General features: G+C 63.8%; 23 protein-coding genes. 17 read left to right on the top strand and 6 right to left on the bottom strand.

The window, feature by feature from the left end:
* Positions 1-137 precede the first annotated feature (137 nt).
* From flgB to V1294_RS28705, 9 genes are all read left to right on the top strand, one after another.
* Positions 138-548, top strand: a complete 411-nt coding sequence (flgB, locus tag V1294_RS28745) for a flagellar basal body rod protein FlgB (RefSeq protein WP_108519767.1) — start codon at positions 138-140, stop codon at positions 546-548.
* 26 nt (positions 549-574) lie between these two features.
* Complete coding sequence (gene flgC, locus V1294_RS28740; protein ID WP_334501881.1) at positions 575-1,000, top strand: flagellar basal body rod protein FlgC; 426 nt, start codon at positions 575-577, stop codon at positions 998-1,000.
* Positions 1,001-1,016: 16 nt separating this feature from the next.
* On the top strand, positions 1,017-1,328 hold the full coding sequence (gene fliE, locus V1294_RS28735; RefSeq protein WP_108519765.1) for a flagellar hook-basal body complex protein FliE: 312 nt from the start codon (positions 1,017-1,019) through the stop codon (positions 1,326-1,328).
* Positions 1,329-1,488: 160 nt separating this feature from the next.
* Positions 1,489-1,752 (top strand): flagellar biosynthesis protein FliQ, encoded by a 264-nt coding sequence (gene fliQ, locus V1294_RS28730; RefSeq protein WP_025588824.1) that lies wholly within the window; start codon positions 1,489-1,491, stop codon positions 1,750-1,752.
* 14 nt (positions 1,753-1,766) lie between these two features.
* Positions 1,767-2,537, top strand: a complete 771-nt coding sequence (fliR, locus tag V1294_RS28725; RefSeq protein WP_334501879.1) for a flagellar biosynthetic protein FliR — start codon at positions 1,767-1,769, stop codon at positions 2,535-2,537.
* 73 nt (positions 2,538-2,610) lie between these two features.
* Entirely contained in the window at positions 2,611-3,684 is a 1,074-nt protein-coding gene (gene flhB / locus V1294_RS28720; protein ID WP_334478932.1) for a flagellar biosynthesis protein FlhB, read from the top strand.
* A 181-nt stretch (positions 3,685-3,865) separates the two neighbouring features.
* Positions 3,866-6,430 (top strand): cell cycle histidine kinase CckA, encoded by a 2,565-nt coding sequence (cckA, locus tag V1294_RS28715; RefSeq protein ID WP_334501877.1) that lies wholly within the window; start codon positions 3,866-3,868, stop codon positions 6,428-6,430.
* Between the two features lie 238 nt (positions 6,431-6,668).
* Entirely contained in the window at positions 6,669-7,682 is a 1,014-nt protein-coding gene (locus V1294_RS28710; RefSeq protein ID WP_417021118.1) for a Tim44 domain-containing protein, read from the top strand.
* Positions 7,683-7,824: 142 nt separating this feature from the next.
* Positions 7,825-8,505: a lectin gene (locus tag V1294_RS28705; protein WP_334501875.1), complete on the top strand. Its 681-nt coding sequence runs from the start codon at positions 7,825-7,827 to the stop codon at positions 8,503-8,505.
* A 149-nt stretch (positions 8,506-8,654) separates the two neighbouring features.
* Here V1294_RS28705 and V1294_RS28700 read toward each other — a convergent pair whose 3' ends face one another.
* On the bottom strand, positions 8,655-9,074 hold the full coding sequence (locus V1294_RS28700) for a DUF3606 domain-containing protein (RefSeq protein WP_334501873.1): 420 nt from the start codon (positions 9,072-9,074) through the stop codon (positions 8,655-8,657).
* Positions 9,075-9,281: 207 nt separating this feature from the next.
* Between V1294_RS28700 and V1294_RS28695 the strand changes: the two genes are divergently transcribed.
* Positions 9,282-9,989 carry a glutathione S-transferase gene (locus V1294_RS28695; protein ID WP_108519846.1) on the top strand — a complete coding sequence of 236 codons (708 nt, stop codon included), beginning with the start codon at positions 9,282-9,284 and terminating at the stop codon, positions 9,987-9,989.
* Between the two features lie 52 nt (positions 9,990-10,041).
* On the opposite strand, the gene V1294_RS28690 is transcribed toward V1294_RS28695, so the two are convergent.
* From V1294_RS28690 to V1294_RS28670, 5 genes are all read right to left on the bottom strand, one after another.
* Entirely contained in the window at positions 10,042-10,401 is a 360-nt protein-coding gene (locus tag V1294_RS28690; protein ID WP_334478938.1) for a GFA family protein, read from the bottom strand.
* 21 nt (positions 10,402-10,422) lie between these two features.
* Positions 10,423-11,097, bottom strand: a complete 675-nt coding sequence (locus V1294_RS28685) for a methyltransferase family protein (protein ID WP_334501871.1) — start codon at positions 11,095-11,097, stop codon at positions 10,423-10,425.
* Between the two features lie 90 nt (positions 11,098-11,187).
* Positions 11,188-11,373: a hypothetical protein gene (locus tag V1294_RS28680; RefSeq protein ID WP_334501869.1), complete on the bottom strand. Its 186-nt coding sequence runs from the start codon at positions 11,371-11,373 to the stop codon at positions 11,188-11,190.
* A gap of 246 nt (positions 11,374-11,619) precedes the next feature.
* Positions 11,620-12,096 carry a hypothetical protein gene (locus V1294_RS28675; RefSeq protein WP_334478941.1) on the bottom strand — a complete coding sequence of 159 codons (477 nt, stop codon included), beginning with the start codon at positions 12,094-12,096 and terminating at the stop codon, positions 11,620-11,622.
* 76 nt (positions 12,097-12,172) lie between these two features.
* Positions 12,173-12,727 carry a hypothetical protein gene (locus V1294_RS28670; protein ID WP_334501866.1) on the bottom strand — a complete coding sequence of 185 codons (555 nt, stop codon included), beginning with the start codon at positions 12,725-12,727 and terminating at the stop codon, positions 12,173-12,175.
* 186 nt (positions 12,728-12,913) lie between these two features.
* On the opposite strand from V1294_RS28670, the gene V1294_RS28665 reads away from it, so the two are divergent.
* The 7 genes from V1294_RS28665 to V1294_RS28635 all read left to right on the top strand — a co-directional run bounded on the left by V1294_RS28665 (position 12,914) and on the right by V1294_RS28635 (position 21,095).
* Positions 12,914-14,566: a fumarate hydratase gene (locus tag V1294_RS28665; protein WP_334478943.1), complete on the top strand. Its 1,653-nt coding sequence runs from the start codon at positions 12,914-12,916 to the stop codon at positions 14,564-14,566.
* Positions 14,563-15,237, top strand: coding sequence for a DUF429 domain-containing protein (locus V1294_RS28660; RefSeq protein WP_334501864.1), 675 nt, complete (start codon positions 14,563-14,565; stop codon positions 15,235-15,237). Before V1294_RS28665 ends, V1294_RS28660 begins: the two co-directional genes overlap by 4 nt.
* A 78-nt stretch (positions 15,238-15,315) precedes the next feature.
* Positions 15,316-16,359 (top strand): LacI family DNA-binding transcriptional regulator, encoded by a 1,044-nt coding sequence (locus V1294_RS28655; protein WP_334501862.1) that lies wholly within the window; start codon positions 15,316-15,318, stop codon positions 16,357-16,359.
* A 99-nt stretch (positions 16,360-16,458) separates the two neighbouring features.
* Positions 16,459-17,913 (top strand): xylulokinase, encoded by a 1,455-nt coding sequence (gene xylB, locus V1294_RS28650; RefSeq protein WP_334501860.1) that lies wholly within the window; start codon positions 16,459-16,461, stop codon positions 17,911-17,913.
* On the top strand, positions 17,914-19,236 hold the full coding sequence (xylA, locus tag V1294_RS28645) for a xylose isomerase (protein WP_334501858.1): 1,323 nt from the start codon (positions 17,914-17,916) through the stop codon (positions 19,234-19,236). It begins immediately after the preceding gene.
* A gap of 12 nt (positions 19,237-19,248) precedes the next feature.
* Entirely contained in the window at positions 19,249-20,013 is a 765-nt protein-coding gene (locus tag V1294_RS28640) for an ATP-binding cassette domain-containing protein (RefSeq protein ID WP_334478948.1), read from the top strand.
* Positions 20,013-21,095, top strand: a complete 1,083-nt coding sequence (locus V1294_RS28635) for an ABC transporter permease (protein WP_334501856.1) — start codon at positions 20,013-20,015, stop codon at positions 21,093-21,095. The genes V1294_RS28640 and V1294_RS28635 overlap by 1 nt, the downstream gene beginning before the upstream one ends.
* The last annotated feature ends 74 nt before the right edge of the window (positions 21,096-21,169 follow it).

Raw genomic sequence — 21,169 nt, 5'->3', positions numbered from 1 at the left:
CTCGTTTTGGCGCTGTCAGCGGGTATTGGCGGATGTCGACGGCGCTCGAGTGTAATTTTAACCAGCCGTTAACCATACACCGGGCAAATTCTGCCTACCTCGCGGCGTCTGCCAGAGGTTAACGGGGAACCGGCTCGATGGCCATCAACGATCTTCCGATCCTGTCGGCGCTCCGCACCAAGATGCAGTGGCACCAGGAACGCCAGCGCGTGCTCGCCGAAAACGTGTCCAACGCCAACACCCCGAATTTCCGGCCGAGCGACCTGGTGGAGCCGAAGTTCGACAATAAGGGCGCGAATGTCGGCGGCGGGATGGGCTCGCTTGGCATGATGCGCACCAGTGCCACCCATATCAGCGTCTCCGGCGGCGGGCAGAGTTTCAGGGGCGATGGCGGCAGGAGCGGCTTCCTGACCAAGCCTGCCGGCAATTCGGTCAATCTCGAAGACCAGATGCTGAAGGTCTCGGCCAACCAGATGGACTATGCGGCCGCCACTTCGCTCTACACCCGCAGCCTCGGCCTGCTCAAAACCGCCATCGGAAAACGCTGACGCGCCGCGATTAGGAGAACCGGATCATGGCAGATGATGGAAGCGATTTCGCCCGCTCGATGAGCATCGCGACCTCCGGGTTGCGCGCGCAGGCGGGGCGGATGCGGGTGATCTCGGAAAACATCGCGAATGCGGATTCCACCGCGCCGACCGCCGCCGGCAATCCCTATCGCCGCAAGGTGCCGACATTCTCGTCAGCGCTCGACCGCACGCTGGACGCAAGGGTGGTGACGCTCGACAAGGTCAGGGCCGACCAGTCGGCGTTTCGCGTCAAGCATGAGCCGAGCAATCCGGCGGCGGACGCGGCCGGCAACGTCAAATATCCGAACGTCAATCCGCTGGTTGAAATGACCGACATGCGCGAGGCGCAGCGGTCCTATGAAGCCAACCTCAACATCATCAGCGCCACGCGCCGCATGATCCAACGCACGCTCGACATCCTCAAGGCCTGAACAGGAACCATAGAAAATGGCTTCACCCACCGTTGCAGCAAATGCCTACGCCGCGCTTTCGCGCATCATGGAATCCGGCGGCGCCGAGAAGGGTGGCCAAACCGCCGGCGGCCCGTCCTTCAGCGCGCTGCTCAAGGACGCGGTGGGCAGCGTGCTGGATGCCGGCAAGAAATCCGACGCCCAGACCATGGCGATGAGTTCGGGCAAGGCCAACGTCATGGACGTGGTGACGGCGGTCGCGGAGACCGACGTCGCGGTCTCGACGCTGGTGTCCGTGCGCGACCGGGTGATCCAGTCCTACGAAGACATCATGAAGATGCCGATCTGACGGTCCTTGGACGTCATGAGTTTCGTCATTGCGAGCGCAGCGAAGCAATCCATCGGGCGGCAGAAAGAATGGATTGCTTCGTCGCTGCGCTCCCTTGCGCAAACGCTTCGCGTTTGTCGCAGGCAATGACGGTGGAGAATTGGAAGAAGGGAAGTCTACAATGACCGGTGCTGAAACCCTCGACGTGGCGCGCGATGCGATCTGGACCATCGTGGTGGTGTCGTCGCCCTTGATGGTAATCGGGCTCGTGGTCGGCGTCGTGGTCTCGCTATTCCAGGCGCTGACCCAGATCCAGGAACAGACGCTGATCTTCGTGCCGAAGATTCTCGCGATCTTCGTGACATTATTGCTGGCGTTGCCGTTCATGGCGGATTCGCTGCACAGTCACATGATGCGGATATCGTCGCGAATCATAGGCGGTTGATGCATTGTGAATGAATGCGCGTCGACATATCCCTGCTGCCGGCCCTTGCCGCCACCTTCATGCTGGTGTTTGCCCGCGTGGGCGCCATGGTGATGCTGATGCCGGGATTTGGCGAGAGCAACATCCCGGTGCGCATCAAGCTTGGGATCGCGCTGCTGCTGACGCTGATCATCCTGCCGCTGCACCGCACCGCCTATCAGGTCGACCTGACCTCGATGAGCTCGCTGGGCGTGCTGATGATGCACGAGATCGTCATCGGCATCGTACTCGGCGCCACCGCGCGCGTCACGCTGTCGGCGCTCTCGGTGGCCGGCTCGGTGATCGCCCAGCAACTCGGTTTGGGCTTTGTCACCTCCGTCGATCCGACTCAGGGGCAACAGGGCCTGCTGATCGGCAACTTCCTCACCCTCCTCGGCATGACGCTGCTGTTTGCCACCGACAGCCACCATCTCGTGATCGCGGCACTGAACGAGAGCTACCGGATTTTCTCGCCGGGCGAAGTGATGCCGAGCGGCGACGTCGCGGCGCTGGCCACGCGCGCGTTTGCCACGGCCTTCAAGATCGGCATGCAGCTTTCGGCGCCGTTCCTGGTGTTCGGCCTCGTCTTCAATATCGGCCTCGGCGTGCTGGCGCGGCTGATGCCGGCGATGCAGGTCTATTTCGTCGGCGTGCCGCTGTCGATCATGATTGGCTTCCTGATCTTCGCCTTCGTCCTCACCGGAATGATGGCAACCTATCTCAACTACTTCATCGGCGTGATGCACGAGCTGACGCCGCTGAAATAGAGCATGATCTCCGCGCAAACGCGTTCCGCGTTGTCGCGGAAATCATGCTCAAACAAAATGCTAGGACGCCGCGATGGCCGACGATACCGACGACAAAACAGAAGACCCTACGCAAAAACGTCTCGATGACGCGCTTGCCAAGGGGGACGTCGTCAAGAGCCAGGAGGTCAACACCTGGTTCATCATCGCGGGCGCCACGCTGATATTGTCGACCTTTTCGGGATCGATCGGCGGCGGCATCCTGACGCCGCTGCGCAACCTGATCGCCAACGCGGGCCAGCTTCGTGCCGACGGCGCGGCGCTGCTCGCGCTCGGCAACACGCTGGGCTATGCCGTGCTCGGCGCCATCGGCGTGCCGCTGTTGATGCTCATGCTCGCCGCGATCGCCGGCAACATGATCCAGCACCGGCTGGTATGGTCGTCGGAATCGCTGACACCGAAATTCAGCAAGGTATCTCCCGGCGCCGGACTGAAACGCATCTTCGGCAAGCAGGCGGTGGCGAATTTCGCCAAGGGCCTGTTCAAGCTGATCGCGCTCGGCGCCGTCATGATGGCGGTGCTGTGGCCCGAGCGCCATCGCCTGGAATCGTTCTTGATGTTCGATCCCTCCGCGATTCTCGGCGTCACCACCAATCTGACGCTGCATCTGATGGGCGCGGTGGTGGCGATGCTGGCGGCGGTCGCGATCGCCGACTACTTCTTCCAGTACCGGCAGTGGTACGAGCGGCAGAAGATGTCGCTGCAGGAGATCAAGGACGAATACAAGCAGTCCGAAGGCGACCCCCACATCAAGGGCCGGATCCGGCAGTTGCGGGTACAGCAGATGAAGAAGCGCATGATGGCCGCCGTTCCCAAGGCCAGCGTGATCATCACCAACCCGACTCACTATTCGGTGGCGCTGTCCTACGATCGCGGCATGTCGGCGCCGGTCTGCGTCGCCAAGGGCGCCGACAACATCGCGCTCAAGATCAGGGAAGTCGCGAAGAAACACGACATTCCGATCGTGGAGAACGTGCCGCTGGCGCGGGCGCTTTATGCCACCGTCGATATCGACGAGGAGATTCCGGTCGAGCACTATCAGGCGGTCGCCGAGATCATCGGCTACGTCATGGGCCTGAAGAACGGGCTTGCTGCCCGGAGAATGTGAGAGGAACCGCTGGAAATCGCCTTGAAATGCCTTCAATCTGTCAAATAGCTGCCTGATGGGCTTGCGCTTGCGGGGCCGATTCAGGCACTCAGGAGGGGTGCGCCAGCCGAACGCGGGGTTACCTGCGGCCGGCCATCCTGACCGGCGCGTGACTCCTTGCCGAAGGGCAACGCCGCTTCCTATGACCGTCGAAACTGACAGCCATCCGTCGACCGGGCCCCTTGCGGCCCACGAACCGGCGCGGCGGGGCGGTAGCATCGTGCTGGTGCTGCTGGTGGCTGCCGGCATCGTGGCGGTGGCGGTGGCGCTCATGACCATCGGTCGCGCCCAGGCCCAGCCCTATATCCTTGGCGTGCTGGCGCTGCTCGCCATGGTCGGTTTGTTCAATCTGTTCGCCTTTGCCGCCGGGATCATCCGCTTCACCGACCGCGCCGCCGACGACCCCGTGATGGGCCGCATCGCCGATCACGCCCATGACGGTTTGGCCGTGACCGACCCGAAGGGCCATGTCGTCTATTCGAACGCCGCCTATCTGGCGCTGACGGGCGCCGCGAGCCCGCAGGACGTGCGCCCCATCGAACGCGTCTTCATCGGCAACCCGGACGTCTCCGAAGCCGTGTTCCGCCTGCTCAAGGCCGCCCGCGAAGGCAAGCGGCAGCAGGAGGAGGTCCGCATCGCCGGCTCTGACGGTGCGCAGGGACGCTGGCTCCGGATGCGGGTTCGTCCGCTCGGCCAGAGCAAGCGCGAAGCAAAATACGCGGTGTGGTCGATCGCCGACATCACGCGGGACCGCGAGCGCCAGGAAGATGTGTTCCGGGAACTGCAGCACGCGATCGAATATCTCGACCACGCGCCATGCGGATTCTTCTCGGTCAGTCCGGCCGCTGACGTCATCTATGTCAACGCCACGCTGGCGAACTGGCTCGATTACGATCTCGCCGAGATCGGTTCGGGTGGGCTGAAGCTCACCGATATCGTCTCCGGCGATGGCGCTGCGCTATTGACTTCGATCGTGGCGGTGCCCGGCGAGGTCAAGACCGAGGTGTTCGACATCGACCTGCGCATGCGCGGCGGCAGGACCATGCCGGTGCGGCTCTACCACAAGCTGGCTTTCGGCGCCGACGGCTCGCCGGGTTCCTCGCGCACGCTCGTGATCAGCCGCACGCGCGACGAGCATTCCGACCCCGAACGCGCCGCCGAAGTCCGCTTCATGCGGTTCTTCGACCATACGCCGATGGCGATTGCGACGGTGGACCGCGGCGGCGCTGTCGTCCGTGCCAACGCGCGCTTCGCCAAGCTGGCGCAGAACCTCAGCCCGGACGGCGCAGCGAACAAGTCGATCTTCCGCACCGTGAACGCGCGCGACCGCGGCCTTCTGATTGCGGCGATCAACCAGGCGGCGGAAGGGCAGGGCGACATTGCCCCCGTCGAGGCCATGCTCGACGGGGCCAAGGAGCGTTGGGGGCAGTTCTTCGTCACCGCGGTCGAGGAGGACGAGCGCGACACCGAAGCCGCCATCGTCTATCTGCTGGAGACTACCGAGCGGCGCACGCTGGAAAACCAGATCAACCAGTCGCAGAAGATGGACATGGTCGGCCAGCTCGCCGGCGGCATCGCGCACGACTTCAACAACGTGCTGTCTGCCATCATGATGGCCAACGACTTCCTGCTGAACGCGCACAAGCCGACCGATCCGTCGTTCCAGGACATCATGCAGATCAAGCAGAACGCGACCCGCGCCGCGACGCTGGTGCGGCAACTGCTCGCATTCTCGCGCCGCCAGACGCTGCGGCCGCAGGTGCTCGACCTCGGCGACGCCTTGTCCGATCTCACCATGCTGCTGCGGCGGCTGATCGGCGAGAAGGTCAAGCTCGACCTCGTGCATGGCCGCGACCTCTGGCCGGTCAAGGTCGACGTCTCGCAGTTCGAGCAGGTGGTCGTCAATCTCGCGGTCAATGCGCGCGATGCCATGCCCGATGGCGGCAAGCTGACGGTGCGGACCGCCAACGTGACGGTGGATGAAGCAGCCCAGCTCACCCACAAGGGCATGCCGGCCGCCGATTACGTGCGGATCGACATTTCCGATACCGGTACCGGAATCCCGGCCGACATCGTCGACAAGATTTTCGAACCGTTCTTCTCGACCAAGGAGGTCGGCAAGGGCACCGGGCTTGGTCTCTCGACGGTGTACGGCATCGTCAAGCAGACCGGCGGCTTTGTTTACGTCGACTCCACGCCGGGCGAGGGCACCACGTTCCGCATCTTCCTGCCGCGCCATCGTGCCGAACTGGAGACCCAGCCCGAAGCGCAGGCCACAAACGGGGCGGCAAAGGAAGCCGGAGCCGAGCCGCCGAAGCCGCGGCCCGACCTGACCGGGCAGGGCACCATCCTGCTGGTGGAAGACGAGGATGGCCTGCGCTCCCTGAATGCGCGCGGCCTTCGTTCGCGCGGCTACAGCGTAATCGAGGCCGCCAACGGCATCGAGGCGATGGAAGCGCTGGACGAAAAGGACGGCGCGGTCGATCTTGTCGTCTCCGACGTCGTGATGCCGGAAATGGACGGCCCGACGCTGTTGCGCGAGATGCGCAAGCGCAATCCTAGCCTCAAGATCATCTTCGTCTCAGGTTATGCCGAAGAAGCTTTCGACAAGAGCCTGCCGGAAAACGAGCAATTCGCCTTCCTGCCGAAGCCGTTCGCGCTCAGCGCGCTGGTCGAGAAGGTGAAGGAGACGATGACGGCTTCTTGAGATCTGCCTGTCAAATCCGCCCGTATGAAATGCTTCAGCACGCCGGAGGAACCGCCATTCGAGGGCGAGTTCTCTCGGCTACGCATCCTGCGCGAGCTGACATTGCTGGCCCTAAACCATTGATTAATGCTGGTTCACGGCTAAATCGTCACATCCCCGCGACCGAGGGCCGCAGCCGTGCGTCCCTATGGCGGCTTCACTTTTGGGTGGTCCTGCCCATCTTAGGGGCACTTCTCCAATGTCGGGGAATGAGGAAAAAGACATGAATTTCACGCTGACTGCGCGCGGAATTATACGGACCATCGCGATCGTGATGTCGGTGGCGGTTCCGTTGGCGATCTCGATTTCGGCGGCTGACGCCCGCGTTGGCGGTGGCGGCAGTTCCGGTTCGCGGGGATCGAGGACCTATTCGGCGCCCCCGAGCACCACCACCGCGCCGGGCACGGCGCAGCCCATGAACCGTACCTTCACCCAGCCGGGTACTCCTGGCGTGGGCGCACCGGCGGCTGCCGGCGCGGCCGCCAAGGGCGGCTTCTTCAACCGGCCCGGAATGATGGGGGGCATGCTTGGCGGTCTCGCTATGGGCTTCCTTGGCGCAGGCCTGTTCGGCATGCTGACCGGCGGTGGCCTGTTCTCCGGCCTCGGCGGCCTGTCCTCGATTATCGGCCTGCTGCTGCAGATCGCCCTGATCGTTATTGTGGTGCGGCTGGCGATGTCGTGGTGGCAGCGCCGCCATACGCCGGCCTCCGCCTACGCGACGGGACCTGCTCCTGCCGCTGAAGGCCCCGGCGCCCAGAGCAGCTTCCGCTCTGGCCTCGGCGGCTTTGGGCTGGGATCGAGCCAGCCGCAGCTGGAAATCCAGCCGGCCGACTATGAAGCGTTCGAGCGTCTGCTCGGCGAGGTCCAGGCTGCATGGTCGAACGAGGATGTCGCCAAACTGCATACGCTGGCGACGCCCGAGATGGTGTCCTACTTCTCCAAGGATCTCGAGGAGAACAAGGCCCGCAACGACGTCAACAAGGTGACCGACGTCAAGCTGCTGCAGGGCGACCTCGCCGAAGCCTGGCGCGAAGGCGAAACCGATTTCGCCAGCGTGGCGATGCGGTTCTCGCTGGTCGACAAGACCCTGGAGCGCACCACCGGCCGCCTGGTCTCGGGCAGCGAAACGCCGATCGAAGCCACCGAAGTGTGGACCTTTGCCCGTCGACGCGGCGCCGATTGGGAACTCTCGGCGATCCAGCAGACCAGCTGATCGCCACAACGTAACGAGGAAGGCGCTGCGGTTCGTTCCGCGGCGCCTTTTTCTTTGCCAGAATGCCCGCTTCATTTCGCTCCGGAATAATAGTCGCCGTGATGTGTTGATGGCAACGAACGAAAAAACAGGGAGAAACCAGATGAAGAGCTTCGCCAGAATCATCTCGCCGGCATGCTTTGCGCTTGCCGCCCTATCGGCCCTCGCCAGCGCGCCCGCGCAGGCGCAATCGGCCGATATCAGTTTCTTCCTGACCAGCAACGGCATCGGCAATGGCGGCAATCTCGGTGGGCTCGCCGGCGCCGACAATCACTGCCAGACATTGGCGCAGGCGGCTGGAGCGGGCGGCAAGACCTGGCGCGCCTATCTCTCGACGCAAGCCGCCGACGGCACGCCGGCCGTCAATGCGCGCGACCGCATCGGCAAGGGGCCGTGGAAGAATGCCAAGGGCGCGGTGGTCGCCAAGGACGTCGCCGAGTTGCACGGCGCCAACGGCCTCACCAAGCAGAGCGCGCTCAGTGAGAAGGGCGAGGTCATCAACGGCCGCGGCGATACGCCCAATCGTCACGACGTGCTGACGGGATCGCAGCCCGACGGGTCAGCGTTTGCGGCTGGCGAGGATCGCACCTGCAAGAACTGGACGAGTTCGACGCAAGGCGCGGCGATGGTCGGCCATTCCGACCGCATGGGCCTGCGCGACGACGAAGCTTCGAAATCCTGGAACTCCTCGCACCCCTCGCGCGGTCCGGATGGCGGTTGCTCGCAGGCCGACCTCAAGAGCACGGGCGGTGACGGACTGTTCTATTGCTTCGCAGCGAACTGAGCTCACGAACGTCATTGCGAGGAGCGGGAAGTGGTAGCCCGGATGAAGCGCAGCGAAACCCGGGTTCTCCTGCGTGCGGCCCCGGATTGCGCTTCGCTTCATCCGGGCTACGAATCCCTGCAAGCCGCGCCTTGCGTTAAAGGCCGCCGCTAGGCGGCCTTTTTCTTTGCACGCTTCTCTATCGTCTTACCGGGAGTTTTGCTGGCGCTCTTCTTCGCCTTCTTCGCAGCCTTGCGCTTGGCGAGATGGGCGCCGACGGCCTTCGACGAATGCCCGACGGCGGCGACGGCGGCCTTCAATCTGGCGGGGGTGACCCTGAACTTCTTCGACCAGTAGCTGACTTCGTAGGGCTGGCTCACTGCGATCCGTGCCCGGTCGGAGGCCTTGTGCTTCTGCAGCTTGAAATAGGCGTCGACGTTCTTGGCGGAGTGCCCCACTTTCTTGACAGCGGCTTTCAGCCTGGCCGGCGTGATCTTGAATTTCTTCGACCAGTAAGCGACCTCGTAAGGCTCGCTCAACGCGATCAGCCCGCGATCGGCCCCGCCGCGCTTCTTCGTGTTGTCCGCCATCCGCATTCTCCTGTCGTGTTGAGAAAATCGATGCTTCAAACGGGAGGCAACCTATCACGCCCGCTCGCATTCGGACAGATTCGGAGCTGTGGAGATCTGGGCGCCGCGTTCATGCCGCGACGGTCGCGCGGACGCCGCGTTTGGCGTGACGAACGAACCGCAAGATGATTTGTTATGTCGGTCAAACCGGCAGCGGAGGTATCATCGATGCGTTACGAGCTCTATTACTGGCCGAGCATTCAGGGCCGTGGCGAATACGTCCGCCTCGCGCTGGAAGAGGCGGGCGCCCGCTACGCCGACGTCGCGCGCCGCGGCAACGGCATGGCCGCGATGATGCGAATGATGGAAGCGCGGAAGGGAGCGCCGCCCTTCGCACCGCCGTTCCTCAAGGACGGCAAGCTCGTGATCGGGCAGACCGCCAATATCCTGCTCTATCTGGGATCACGGCACGGGCTGGCGCCGAAGTCGGAGGCCGGCAAACTCTGGGTGCATCAGTTGCAGCTCACGATCGCCGATCTGGTGCTGGAAGTCCACGACACCCATCACCCGCTCGGTCCGTCGCTCTACTACGAGGAGCAGAAAGCGCCCGCGAAGAAACGCACCGATGAGTTCTGGAAGGCGCGCGTGCCGAAATATCTGGGTTACTTCGAGGACCTGCTGGCGGCCAATGGCGGCACCTACATCACCGGCCGCCGCCTGACTTACGTCGACCTCTCGCTGTTCCAGATCGTGGAAGGTCTTCGCTACGCCTTTCCGAAACGCATGAAGAAGTTCGAGAAGGAAATTCCCGGCCTGGTCGAACTGCACGACCGCGTCGCTGCGCGCCCGAACATCAAGACGTATCTGGCGAGCGACCGGAGGATTGCGTTCAACGAGGACGGGATATTTCGGAGGTACAAGGTGCTGGATGGGTAGTTCGTCATTCCGGGTTCGCGCTTTGCCCGCCCCCGGAGTGACGGCGTTGCCGTCACATGCTCCGTCCATCCACCGGCGTCATATTCAGCTTCGACAGTTCGATGCCGTCGATGCAGCTCACATTCAGCGCCACCACATCGCTGCCATCGGGCTTCTTGCCGCGCGCGAAGACGTCGACGCCGCAATCGACGCAGAGCTGGTGGTGGATCGCGTGCTTGTTGAAGAGGTATTCCTTCAGGTTTTCCTCGCCGGCGCGGAGCTGAAAACTCTTCGGGTCGAGGAAGGTGAAATGCAGCCCTTTCTTGGTGCAGATCGAGCAGTTGCAGGCGGTGACCATCGAAAGATCGCTGGTGCATTCGAATCGTACCTGGCCGCAATGGCAGCCGCCGGTGTAGGTCTTGCTATCGGGCATTCCGCTTCGCCATCCTCTTTTTCACCAAAGTCCGGGCACCAGACGATAGCGCACGCGTGCGGTGTAGTCAGCATAATCAGGCAATCCCTCGACCAGCGCGCGCTCCTCGATGCGGGCGCGAATGGCGAACAGGACGGCGAACACCGGCGCGATCGCCACGCCCCACCACGACCCTAGCAGCAGCGGTATTCCAAGGAAGTACAGCATGACGCCGCTATACATGGGATGACGGACGAAGGCGTAGGGCCCGCTCGAGATCACGCGTTGGTGGCGCGCGGCCTGCACCTTGACGACCGGCGCGGCGAACGAATTCTCGCGGAACACCCACATGATGAAGGCGATCGAGGCCAAGTACATCGCAAGGCCGAGCGCCTGCAGCAGCAGCGGAACGTCGGAGGCGTTCGCGCGCCGGTCGAGGCCGATCGCAACAAGCCATAGCAACAGCGCCAGGAAGAAGATCAGCATGAATATCTTGTCGGCGGTAGGCTGGTTGGCCTGAAATGTCGGTCGCATGCGCTCGGCGAGCAGCGCCGGATCGGTCTTGGCTAGCCACAATCCGCAGGCAGGACCAAGGATCGCGCTGACGATCAGCATTACCCACGCCGCCGGCCAGTCCAGCGAACCCGCCGCGCCGAACAATAGCGCGCCCATGGCAATGACGACGATGGTGTTTTGCAGCAGAAGCTTTGCGATCATGCTCGGGTTCCATTCGCCCGTGACAGCATGATCGCGCGATTTTCCGGCAAACTTGCGGCGTTGGTTTCGTCCTGGCCGGAACGTGAAACGCTACGCCAGTTGGTCGATCCGTGTTCCCTGACCTGGCGGCAGGGGAGCGACCAGCGTCGGCTTCGGCGTGCGGGTGCCGTCGGCGGCAGCGCCGTTCTGCACGTCGGGGGTCTTGTCGGGAGCCTTGAACGCGGGGACTTCAGGCGGTTTGACCACCACCGTTGCGGGGACAGCAGAGACATTCATCGGAAGCGTCCTTTTGGTTGCCTCCGACACTGGCCGGCTTGAAGCGAACGATTGGTGAATTCCGTGCGGCAGTTCCGCGCCGACGCCGTCAATCGCGGCCAATGGTGAACGGGCGGCTCGCGAAATCGTTAGAATGCAACGGACCGGGAGCTCTGGATTCTTGTTTTGACGCGTTTTCTTGACGCGAACCGGCGTCCACCCCGGATCAAGTCCGGGGCAGGCTTTCGCTCGAAAAGGCTATAGCACCTACTCGTCCTTGCCGCGGGTCACCACGATCGAAGCCTCGGTCTTGGTGCGCGTGCATTCCATGTTGAGCCGGCGGAAGCGCATCGAGACCTTGTCGCCGCGCAGGATGCCCATGCGCTTGATGCAGCGCGAGGAGCCGGTCGCAACATCGGGCTTCGGAATCGTGAAAATGATGGCGCCGGCCGAGGCGATCAGTTCGAAGAATTGCGGCTTCGGCTTGCGGTCCGCCTTGGCGTAGAGCTCGTTGGAATAGTTGCGGCCGCGGCAGCCGAGCGACAGCTCCTTCGCCGCCGGATGCGTCAGATAGATCATGTTGCCGGTATTGACGCTGATCTTGAGGCCGTCGATCTGGTTCTTCAATTCCTTGGCGATATCGTCGCAGCGGTCGGCCTGCGCCGGCGATGCGCCGACCACAGCAACCAGCGCCAGCGTGGCGGCAAGCAAGGTTGGTCGGCGAAATTGTGATCCCAAAGCCATTGTGAATGCCCCTTTGCGCCATTGAACCCCGCGCGCGGATTTCCTGCAAGGGCCGCGCGCGGAAGTCAACTGCTTCTCAGAAACCGTAGAGGATGACGCCGATCCCGAGGGCGATCACGGCGAAGACATTGTACAGCGTGGGAATGCTGACCAGCATGGTGGCGAGTCCCAGCCGCTGGCTGCGTGCGGCAAGTGCGATGCCGCAGGCGGCCATCAGCGGAAACGCGACGATCCGGACCGGCGTCTCGAAGGCGGAGACACCACGAAAATCCAGTCCGTGTCGTACCACCGAGGGCATGAAGTTCAGCCAGGTCATGAGCACGAGCGCGCCCAGCGTGATGATCGCGTAACGCAGCCGGCCGACGGTGGCAAACGCCAGTGCGGCCAGCGCCAGCAGGGGATGGCTCGCAATGTACGCCTTGATGATCGCTCCGCCGACGCCGGGACCCGGAATTTTCGACATGTCGTCGAACAGGATCGGCACGTGCGACAGCCCGTCGAAGGCTTCGATGGCAGCGATGATGATCAGAAGCAGATAAAGCCCGAGCAGCCGCGGCGCGCGGATGGGGCGAGAGGCTGCGTCAGGCAATATGGCGGAGTTCATTACGTTCGCAATCGATTCAGGGACCATTGGAAATCTCGGATTTGTCTGAAGAGGGCCCGGAACGGTTCAACCGCCGATGGGCGGCCGTAATGGCCTGCTTCGGCCGCATCTGGCGGGCAAGCAAAACCTTCCTTTTGGTCGAAAAATGCTTAGAACGGGTCTATCGCCGCGGCGCGTTTCTGGCCGCCGCCGGCTCCAACCCGAGATGTCGACATGAACGCCCCGACCGCTTTCCCTGACCAAAAACCCGTTCCGCCCTACAAGCACACGCCGCTGTTTCCGCTGGGACCGGACACCACGCCCTACAAGAAGATCACGGCCGAGGGCGTGCGTGTCGAAAAGGTGCTCGGTAAGGACATGCTCGTCGTGTCGCGCGAGGCGTTGCGGGCGCTGTCGGAGGCTGCGTTCGGCGACATCAATCATTACCTGCGGCCGGGCCACCTGAAGCAGTTGCGCTCGATCCTGGAAGACAAGGAAGCCAGCGACAACGACAAGTTCGTTGCGTTCGATTTCCTGAAGAACGCCAACATCGCAGCCGGCGGCGTGCTGCCGATGTGCCAGGATACCGGCACCGCGATCATCATGGGCAAGAAGGGCTGCAACGTCATCACCGACGGCGACGATGAGGCCGCGCTCTCGGAAGGCGCGCGCGACGCTTACTTGCGCCGTAACCTGCGCTACTCGCAGGTGGCGCCGCTGTCGATGTATGAGGAAAAGAACACCGCCAACAACATGCCGGCGCAGTGCGAGATCTACGCCGAGGGAGATGACGCCTACAAGTTCATGTTCATGGCCAAGGGCGGCGGCTCCGCCAACAAGAGTTTTCTGTTCCAGGCGACTCCATCCGTTCTGACCAAGGATCGCCTGCTGGCGTTCCTGAAAGAGAAGGTGCTCACGCTCGGCACCGCGGCTTGCCCGCCGTATCACCTTGCGATCGTGATCGGCGGCACTTCCGCCGAGCTCTGCATGAAGACCGTAAAACTTGCATCCGCGCGTTATCTCGACGCGCTGCCCACCCAAGGCTCGGCGGATGGCAACGCGTTCCGCGACCTGGAGATGGAGCAGGAAATTCTCAAGATGACGCAGTCGCTCGGCGTCGGCGCGCAGTTCGGCGGCAAGTATTTCTGCCACGACGTGCGCGTGATCCGGATGCCTCGCCATGGCGCGTCGCTGCCGATCGGACTCGGCGTGTCCTGTTCGGCGGATCGCCAGGTGCTCGGCAAAATTACAAAAGACGGCGTCTATCTTGAGGAGCTCGAGCACAATCCGGCGCAATATCTGCCGGCCGTCGAACAGTCGCTCGGCGGCGAGGTCGTCAAGATCGATCTCAACAAACCGATGAAGGAGATTCTGGCGACGCTGTCGCAATATCCGATCAAGACGCGCGTCTCGATGACCGGCACTATGATCGTGGCCCGCGATTCCGCGCACGCCAAATTGCGCGAGCGGCTGGAGAAGGGCGAGCCGCTGCCGGATTACTTCAAGAACCATCCGGTGTATTACGCCGGTCCCGCCAAGACGCCCGACGGCTACGCCTCCGGCGCGTTCGGTCCGACCACCGCAGGTCGGATGGATTCCTTCGTCGACCAGTTCCAGGCGGCTGGCGGATCGATGGTGATGGTGGCCAAGGGCAACCGTGCGGTCGCGGTGCGTGAGGCCTGCAAGAAGCACGGCGGCTTCTATCTCGGCTCGATCGGCGGTGCTGCGGCGAACCTCGCTGAGCACTGCATCAAGAAGGTCGAGGTCGTCGAATACCCCGAACTCGGCATGGAAGCGATCTGGCGCATCGAGGTCGAGGATTTCCCGGCATTCATCATCATCGACGACAAGGGCAACGACTTCTTCAAGGAATTGAATCTGGGGTGAGGGCGCTGGGCCTCGACGGGTTCAGCAAGGGGTGGGTCGCCGTATGCCTCGATGGCGACCGGCAAACAATCTCCTTCCACGCTGATATTGTGGATGCGCTGGCGCGCCCGTTCGACCGTGCCGGCATCGATATCCCGGTCGGCATGACCGATAACGGCGAGCGTGATTGTGATCGACTCGCGCGTGAAAGACTCCGCCCGCATACGTCGCGCGTCTTCACGGGCGCGCGGCGCTGGCTTTGGCAGGAGTTCGATGATCCGGACAAGGCCAACAAGGACGCGCTAGGCCGCGGCCAGAAACGTGTGTCGCGGCAGCTCTGGCATCTCGGCCCGAAGATTTCGGAGGTCGACGCCTTCGTTCGCGCGCATCCCGCACGCGATATCCGCGAGGTCCATCCTGAACTTGTCTTCCTGCGGATGAACGGCTGCGAGCCGCTTCCGCCGAAGAAGTCGGAGGAGGGCGATGCGCTCCGCCGCAGGCTGCTCAAGCGCTTTGGCTTTCGCGAGATCGACGAGTGGCTGAGCGAGGCACGCATCGGCACCGGCGCCAAGCGCGACGATGTGCTGGACGCCTGCGCGGTTGCGATTGCAGCACGGGAGCCGCAGGGCTGCGTTCCGGAGGGGGCGCCGCCATTGGACGTGCACGGCCTACCGATGCAGATCTGGTTCTAGGGATATTTCCGCAGGGTAGTAAAAATTCCGCCTCAAAATGAGTTGCGTACCTCAAAAGCCCTCTGCTAGGTTACCGCCATGAAGGAAGAGGTCGCGAGCGCGCCGCTGACGCTGAGGGACATCGCCCGCCAGGCCGGCGTCAGCCTCGCCACCGTCGACCGCGTGCTGCACAACCGCCCCGGCGTGCGGCCGGACACCGTGCGGCGCGTGAAGGAGGCGATCGAGCGTAACGCCTTCCAGCCGCATGTCGCGGCGGCCGAACTCGCTCGCGGCCGTGCGCGGCGCTTTGCCTTCGTGATGCCGTCGGGCCCGAACCTCTTCATGCAGCAGATCGAGGCCTATCTCGGCGAGATGTCGGGTTGGCTTTCGGCGCGCCGTCTTTCGGTCGAGATAATCGCAACCGATGTGTTCGATCCGATGGTGCTGACCGACTGCCTTGAGCAGCTCGCCGGCGATTTCGATGGCGTGGCGGTAGTCGCGCTCGATCATCCGAGCGTGCGGGCAGCGATCAATGATCTCGTCGATAGCGGTACCGAAATCGTGACGTTGGTATCGGACGTGCCGTCTTCGCGGCGTCACCACTATGTTGGCATCGACAATATCGCGGCCGGCCGCTCCGCGGGCGCGCTGGTTGGCCGCCTGGTGCGCGCGCGCCAGGGCAAGGTCGCGATCATCGCGGGCTCGCAAGGCCTGCGCGACCACGCCGAACGCATCTTCGGCTTCAACCAGGTGATGGCGTCCGAATTCGCAGGCCTCGATGTGCTGCCGGTGCTCGAAGGCCGCGACGACGATGCGCGCTCGGAAGAGCTGACCGCACGCCTGCTGCGTGATCATCCGGACATGGTCGGCCTCTACAATGTCGGCGCCGGGACGCCGGGTGTCGCCAAGGCGCTGATCGAGTCTGGGCGCGACAAGCAGGTCGTATTCGTCGGCCATGACGTCACAGTGCTGACACGCAAGCTGTTGCTGCAGGGCGTGATGGATGCCGCGATCTCGCAGAACCCGGGACATGAAGCGCGCGCCGCCGTGCGGGTGCTGCTGGCGCTCGCGCGCGGCGAGCCGATCTTGAGTGAACAGGAGAAGATCCGGATCGACATCGTGATGCGGGACAATCTGCCGTAATCGGAGCGGCCGGACGACAGGCGACATTGCAAGACGGCTCTCGTGCGGGAAAGGCGACGCAGTTCGCACACCGCGCAGAGCCGGAAAGGAGGATGGTTCGTGTATCTCGGAATGGACATCGGCACGTCCGGTGTGAAGGCGGTACTCGTGAACGAGGCTGGCGCCGTTATCGCCACTGCCGCGCGTGAGCTTGCGCTGTCGCATCCCGCACCGCTGTGGTCCGAGCAGGATCCCGATGCCTGGGTCGATGGCGCGATCGGCGCCGTCGATGATCTCGCGGCCGCGCATCCGCGCGAAGCGGCTGCTGTCTGCGGCATCGGACTGTCCGGCCAGATGCACGGCGCGACACTGCTCGACGCCGCCGGCCGTCCCTTGCGTCCGGCCATCCTCTGGAACGATGGCCGTTCGCATGCCGAATGCGCCGAACTGGAGCGACAATGTCCCGCGTTGCACGCGATCGCGGGCAACCTCGCGATGCCCGGCTTCACCGCGCCAAAGCTGTTGTGGGTGGCGCGGCACGAGCCCGAGACGTTCAGGAAACTGGCCAAGGTGCTGCTACCCAAGGCCTATGTCCGCTATCGCCTGACGGGCGAGATCGTCGAGGACATGTCGGACGCGGCGGGAACGCTATGGCTCGATGTCGGCCGGCGCCGTTGGTCCGAAGAACTGCTGCAGGCCACCGGTCTCGACATCAGCCACATGCCGCGCCTCGTCGAGGGCAGCCAGGCAAGCGCGATGCTTTCACCTGAACTCGCGCAGCGCTGGGGCATGACACAAAGCGTCGTGGTTGCCGGAGGCGCCGGTGATTGCGCCGCGAGTGCGATCGGGCTTGGCGCCATCGCGCCGGGCGACGCCTTCCTGTCGCTGGGAACATCGGGCGTTTTGTTCCGCGTCACCGACCGGTTTGCGCCGGCGGCGGCGTCAGCCGTGCATGCCTTCTGCCATGCGCTGCCCGGCCGCTGGCACCAGATGGGCGTGATGCTGGCGGCGGCGGCGTCGCTGGCCTGGTTGTCGGATGTGATGGCCACGCCGGCACCGGCGCTGCTCGCGCCGTTGGGCGACGTCGCAGACCGGCCGAGCCCCGTAAAATTCCTGCCTTACCTTGATGGCGAGCGCACGCCGCACAATGATGCGGCGGCGAGCGGTACGTTCGTCGGGCTTCGCAGCGCGAGCGGGCGTAACGAGATGGTGCAGGCCGTGCTCGAAGGCGTGGCGTTTGCGGCGCGCGATAATCTCAATGCGCTGGGGAGCGCCAGTTCGAATATTACAGAGGTCGATTTCGTTGGCGGCGGATCGCGCTCGGCGCTGTGGGCGCAGATCTGCGCCGACGTGCTCGGCATTCCCGTCCACCGCGTCGAGGAGGGCGAGGTAGGGGCTGCGCTCGGCGCGGCGCGGCTCGGCCGGCTCGCCGCGACCGGCGAAGAGCCTCTGGATGTCTGCACGCGTCCGCGGCGGCTATCGACGTTCATGCCGCGCCCGTCGGCGGTCGCGGCCTATGACGACGCCTATCATCAATGGCGAAAGCTCTATCCTGCGCTGAAGGAGTGTACTTAAGTGAACGCGGCATCCGAATTCTTCACCATCCGCACGCCGATCGCCTATGGCGGCGCGCAGGCCTCAACTCCGCTCGCCTTCCGCTGGTATGACAAGGACCGCGTCGTGCGCGGGCGACGGCTCGAAGATCATCTGCGCTTTGCGGTCTGTTACTGGCATTCGTTCTGCTGGCCCGGGCTCGATCCGTTCGGCGGCGAGACTTTTCTGCGGCCCTGGCACCATGGCTCCGATGCGATGGCACAGGCGCGCGCCAAGGCCGATGTCGCCTTCGAACTGTTCCACCTGCTCGACGTTCCCTTCTTCGCCTTTCACGACGCGGATGCGGCGCCCGAGGGGCGGACGCTTGCCGAGTCCGTTGCCAATCTGAACGCCATCGCTGATGTCTTCGAACAGAAGATGGCGACAGCCAAGGTGCGTCTGCTCTGGGGCACGGCCAACTTGTTCTCGCATCGCCGCTACATGGCGGGTGCTGCGACCAATCCGGATCCGGAGATTTTCACCTATGCCGCGGGGCAGGTGCGCGCCGCGCTCGAGGTGACGCATCGGCTCGGCGGCCAGAACTATGTGCTGTGGGGCGGGCGCGAGGGCTACGAGACGCTGCTCAACACCGACATCGGTCGCGAACTCGACCAGCTCGGCCGTTTCGTCTCGCTTGTCGTCGAGCACAAGCACAAGATCGGTTTCAAGGGCCCGATCCTGATCGAACCGAAGCCGAAGGAGCCCACCAAGCATCAATACGACTTCGACGTCGCGACCTGCTACGGCTTCCTGCAGCGCTATGACCTCTTGAAAGACGTCAAGCTCAATATCGAGCAGAACCACGCCATCCTCGCCGGCCATTCGTTCCAGCATGAGGTGGCCCTTGCGGAAGCGCTCGGAGTGTTCGGCTCGCTCGACATCAATCGCGGCGACGATTTGCTGGGCTGGGACACCGATCAGTTCGCGATGAACGTGCCGGAGCTGGTTCTGGTGTTCCACGAGATACTGAACCGCGGTGGCTTCACGTCGGGCGGGCTCAATTTCGATGCCAAGATCCGGCGCCAGTCGATTGATCCCGACGATCTGATTCATGCCCATGTCGGCTCGATGGATGCCTGCGCACGCGCCTTCCTGGCCGCGGCCGACATGCTCGATGCGGGCGTGCTCACTGCGCCGCTCGCCGAGCGCTATAAAGGATGGGCCGGCGCCGAGGGGCGCGCGATCCTCGCGGGCCAGCATTCGCTGGCCGATCTCGCCGATCGCGCGATGGGGTCCGGGTTCGATCCGCAGCCGCGCTCGGGACGTCAGGAATATCTGGAATCCCTGGTTAACCGGTACGTTTGAGCGAGGCCGTTCATGGCAAGTCCTCATGCAACAGCGCAACCGGTTTTGGAGCTGACCGGCATTGGCAAGGAGTTCGGCGCGATCCGCGCGCTGCATGACGTCGACATGAAGGTTTATCCGGGCGAGGTCGTCGGCCTGATGGGCGACAACGGCGCCGGCAAGTCGACGCTGGTCAAGATCATCGCCGGCAATTTTCCGCCGAGTCATGGCGAGGTGCGCTTCGACGGTAACGTCGTGCATTTCTATCGCCCGGTTGACGCCCGCGCCGTTGGGATCGAGGTCGTGTACCAGGATCTTGCGCTCGCTGACAATCTGACGGCTGCGGCCAATGTCTTCCTCGGCCGCGAGCTGAAGCGCAAGATCGGCCCGTTCGCCTTCCTCGATCACAGGGCGATGGCGGCGCGGGCGCTCGAACTGTTCGGGGAGCTGCGTTCGGAGACCCGGCCGCATGATCTCGTCAAGCAGATGTCGGGCGGCCAGCGCCAGGCGGTCGCGATCGCGCGGACGCGGCTGTCCAACGCCAAGCTCGTGATGATGGACGAGCCGACCGCCGCGATCTCGGTCCGTCAGGTCGAGCAGGTCTTGAGCCTGATCCATCGCCTGAAGGAGCAGGGCGTGGCCGTCATGCTGATCTCGCACCGGATGCCCGACGTCTTCGCGGTCTGCGACCGCGTCGTCGTGATGCGGCGGGGCGAGAAGCGGGCGGACAAGTCGATCGCCGATACCAGCCCCGAAGAGGTGACGGCCCTCATCACCGGCGCGAAGGAGGCGGCCTGATGGCTCTGCCGATGGAATCCCCGATCTCCTTCACCAATGTCGGCCAGTCCAGGTGGTGGCAGCGCGGCGTGTTCGCGTCGCAAACCGCCTATGTCACGCTCGCGCTGGTCGTGCTGCTGATCGTGATGCATTTCGCGAGCCCCTTCTTCTTCACCCAAGGCAACATGCAGAACGTGGCGAAGAACTTTTCGTTCATCGCCATCGCCACCCTCGGCGTCACCTTCGTTATCATTACCGGCGGCATCGATCTTTCGGTCGGCTCGATGATGTGCTTCTCGGCCATGATCACCTCGATGGTGATGGCTGGCCTGTCGACGCCGGGCATGCCGGGGGCGTCGCTGTTCGTGCATTTCGCCGCCGACGGCAAGACCGTGGTCGCCAACGTGCCCGGTCTCATCCTCGTCGTCTCGGTGCTTGCGGGGCTCGGCGTGGCGCTGATCGTCGGCCTCGTCAACGGCTTCTGCATCGCCGTGCTCGGGCTGTCGCCGTTCGTGACCACGCTCGGCATGCTCTCGATCGTGCGCGGCCTCGGCTATGTCGTCTCGAACGGCCGCGGCAGTTTTCCGGGCGGGCCGGATGCCGACTATTTCTATGCGCTGACCTCGGGCGACGTGCTCGGCGTGCCTATGCCGTTCATCTATCTCGTGATCCTGGCGTTGCTCATGGCGGTCGCGCTCCACCATACGACGTTCGGCCGTCACGTCTTCGCGCTCGGCGGCAATGAGAAGGCGGCCGAACTCACCGGCATCTCGGTGGTGCGGGTCAAGATCGAGGTCTATGTGATCTGCGCGCTCGCCGCCGGCCTGCAAGGGATCATCATCTGCGGCTGGCTCGGCTCGGCGCCGGCGAACATGGCGACCTCCTATGAGCTCACCGTGATCGCGGCCGCGGTGATCGGCGGCGCCAACCTTGCCGGCGGCATCGGTGGGCCGCTCGGCGCCATCGTCGGCTGCGTGCTGCTCGAGGTGATTCGCAATGGCCTCGTGCTCGCACAGGTCAGCTCCTACTGGCAGCAGACATTGGTGGGCGTGATCATCATCCTGGCGGTGCTGGTCGACCGGGTCCGCTCGCGGATGCTGTGAGAGACACTGGCCGGGAGACAACAAGGCCTCGTCTATCCGCTCCCGGATCAGGCAATTGAGGATAGGCAATCAAA

This window comes from Bradyrhizobium sp. AZCC 1678 (assembly GCF_036924765.1).
In the GTDB taxonomy this organism is placed as follows: domain Bacteria; phylum Pseudomonadota; class Alphaproteobacteria; order Rhizobiales; family Xanthobacteraceae; genus Bradyrhizobium; species Bradyrhizobium algeriense.
This window is presented reverse-complemented; position numbering and strand designations above follow the sequence as displayed.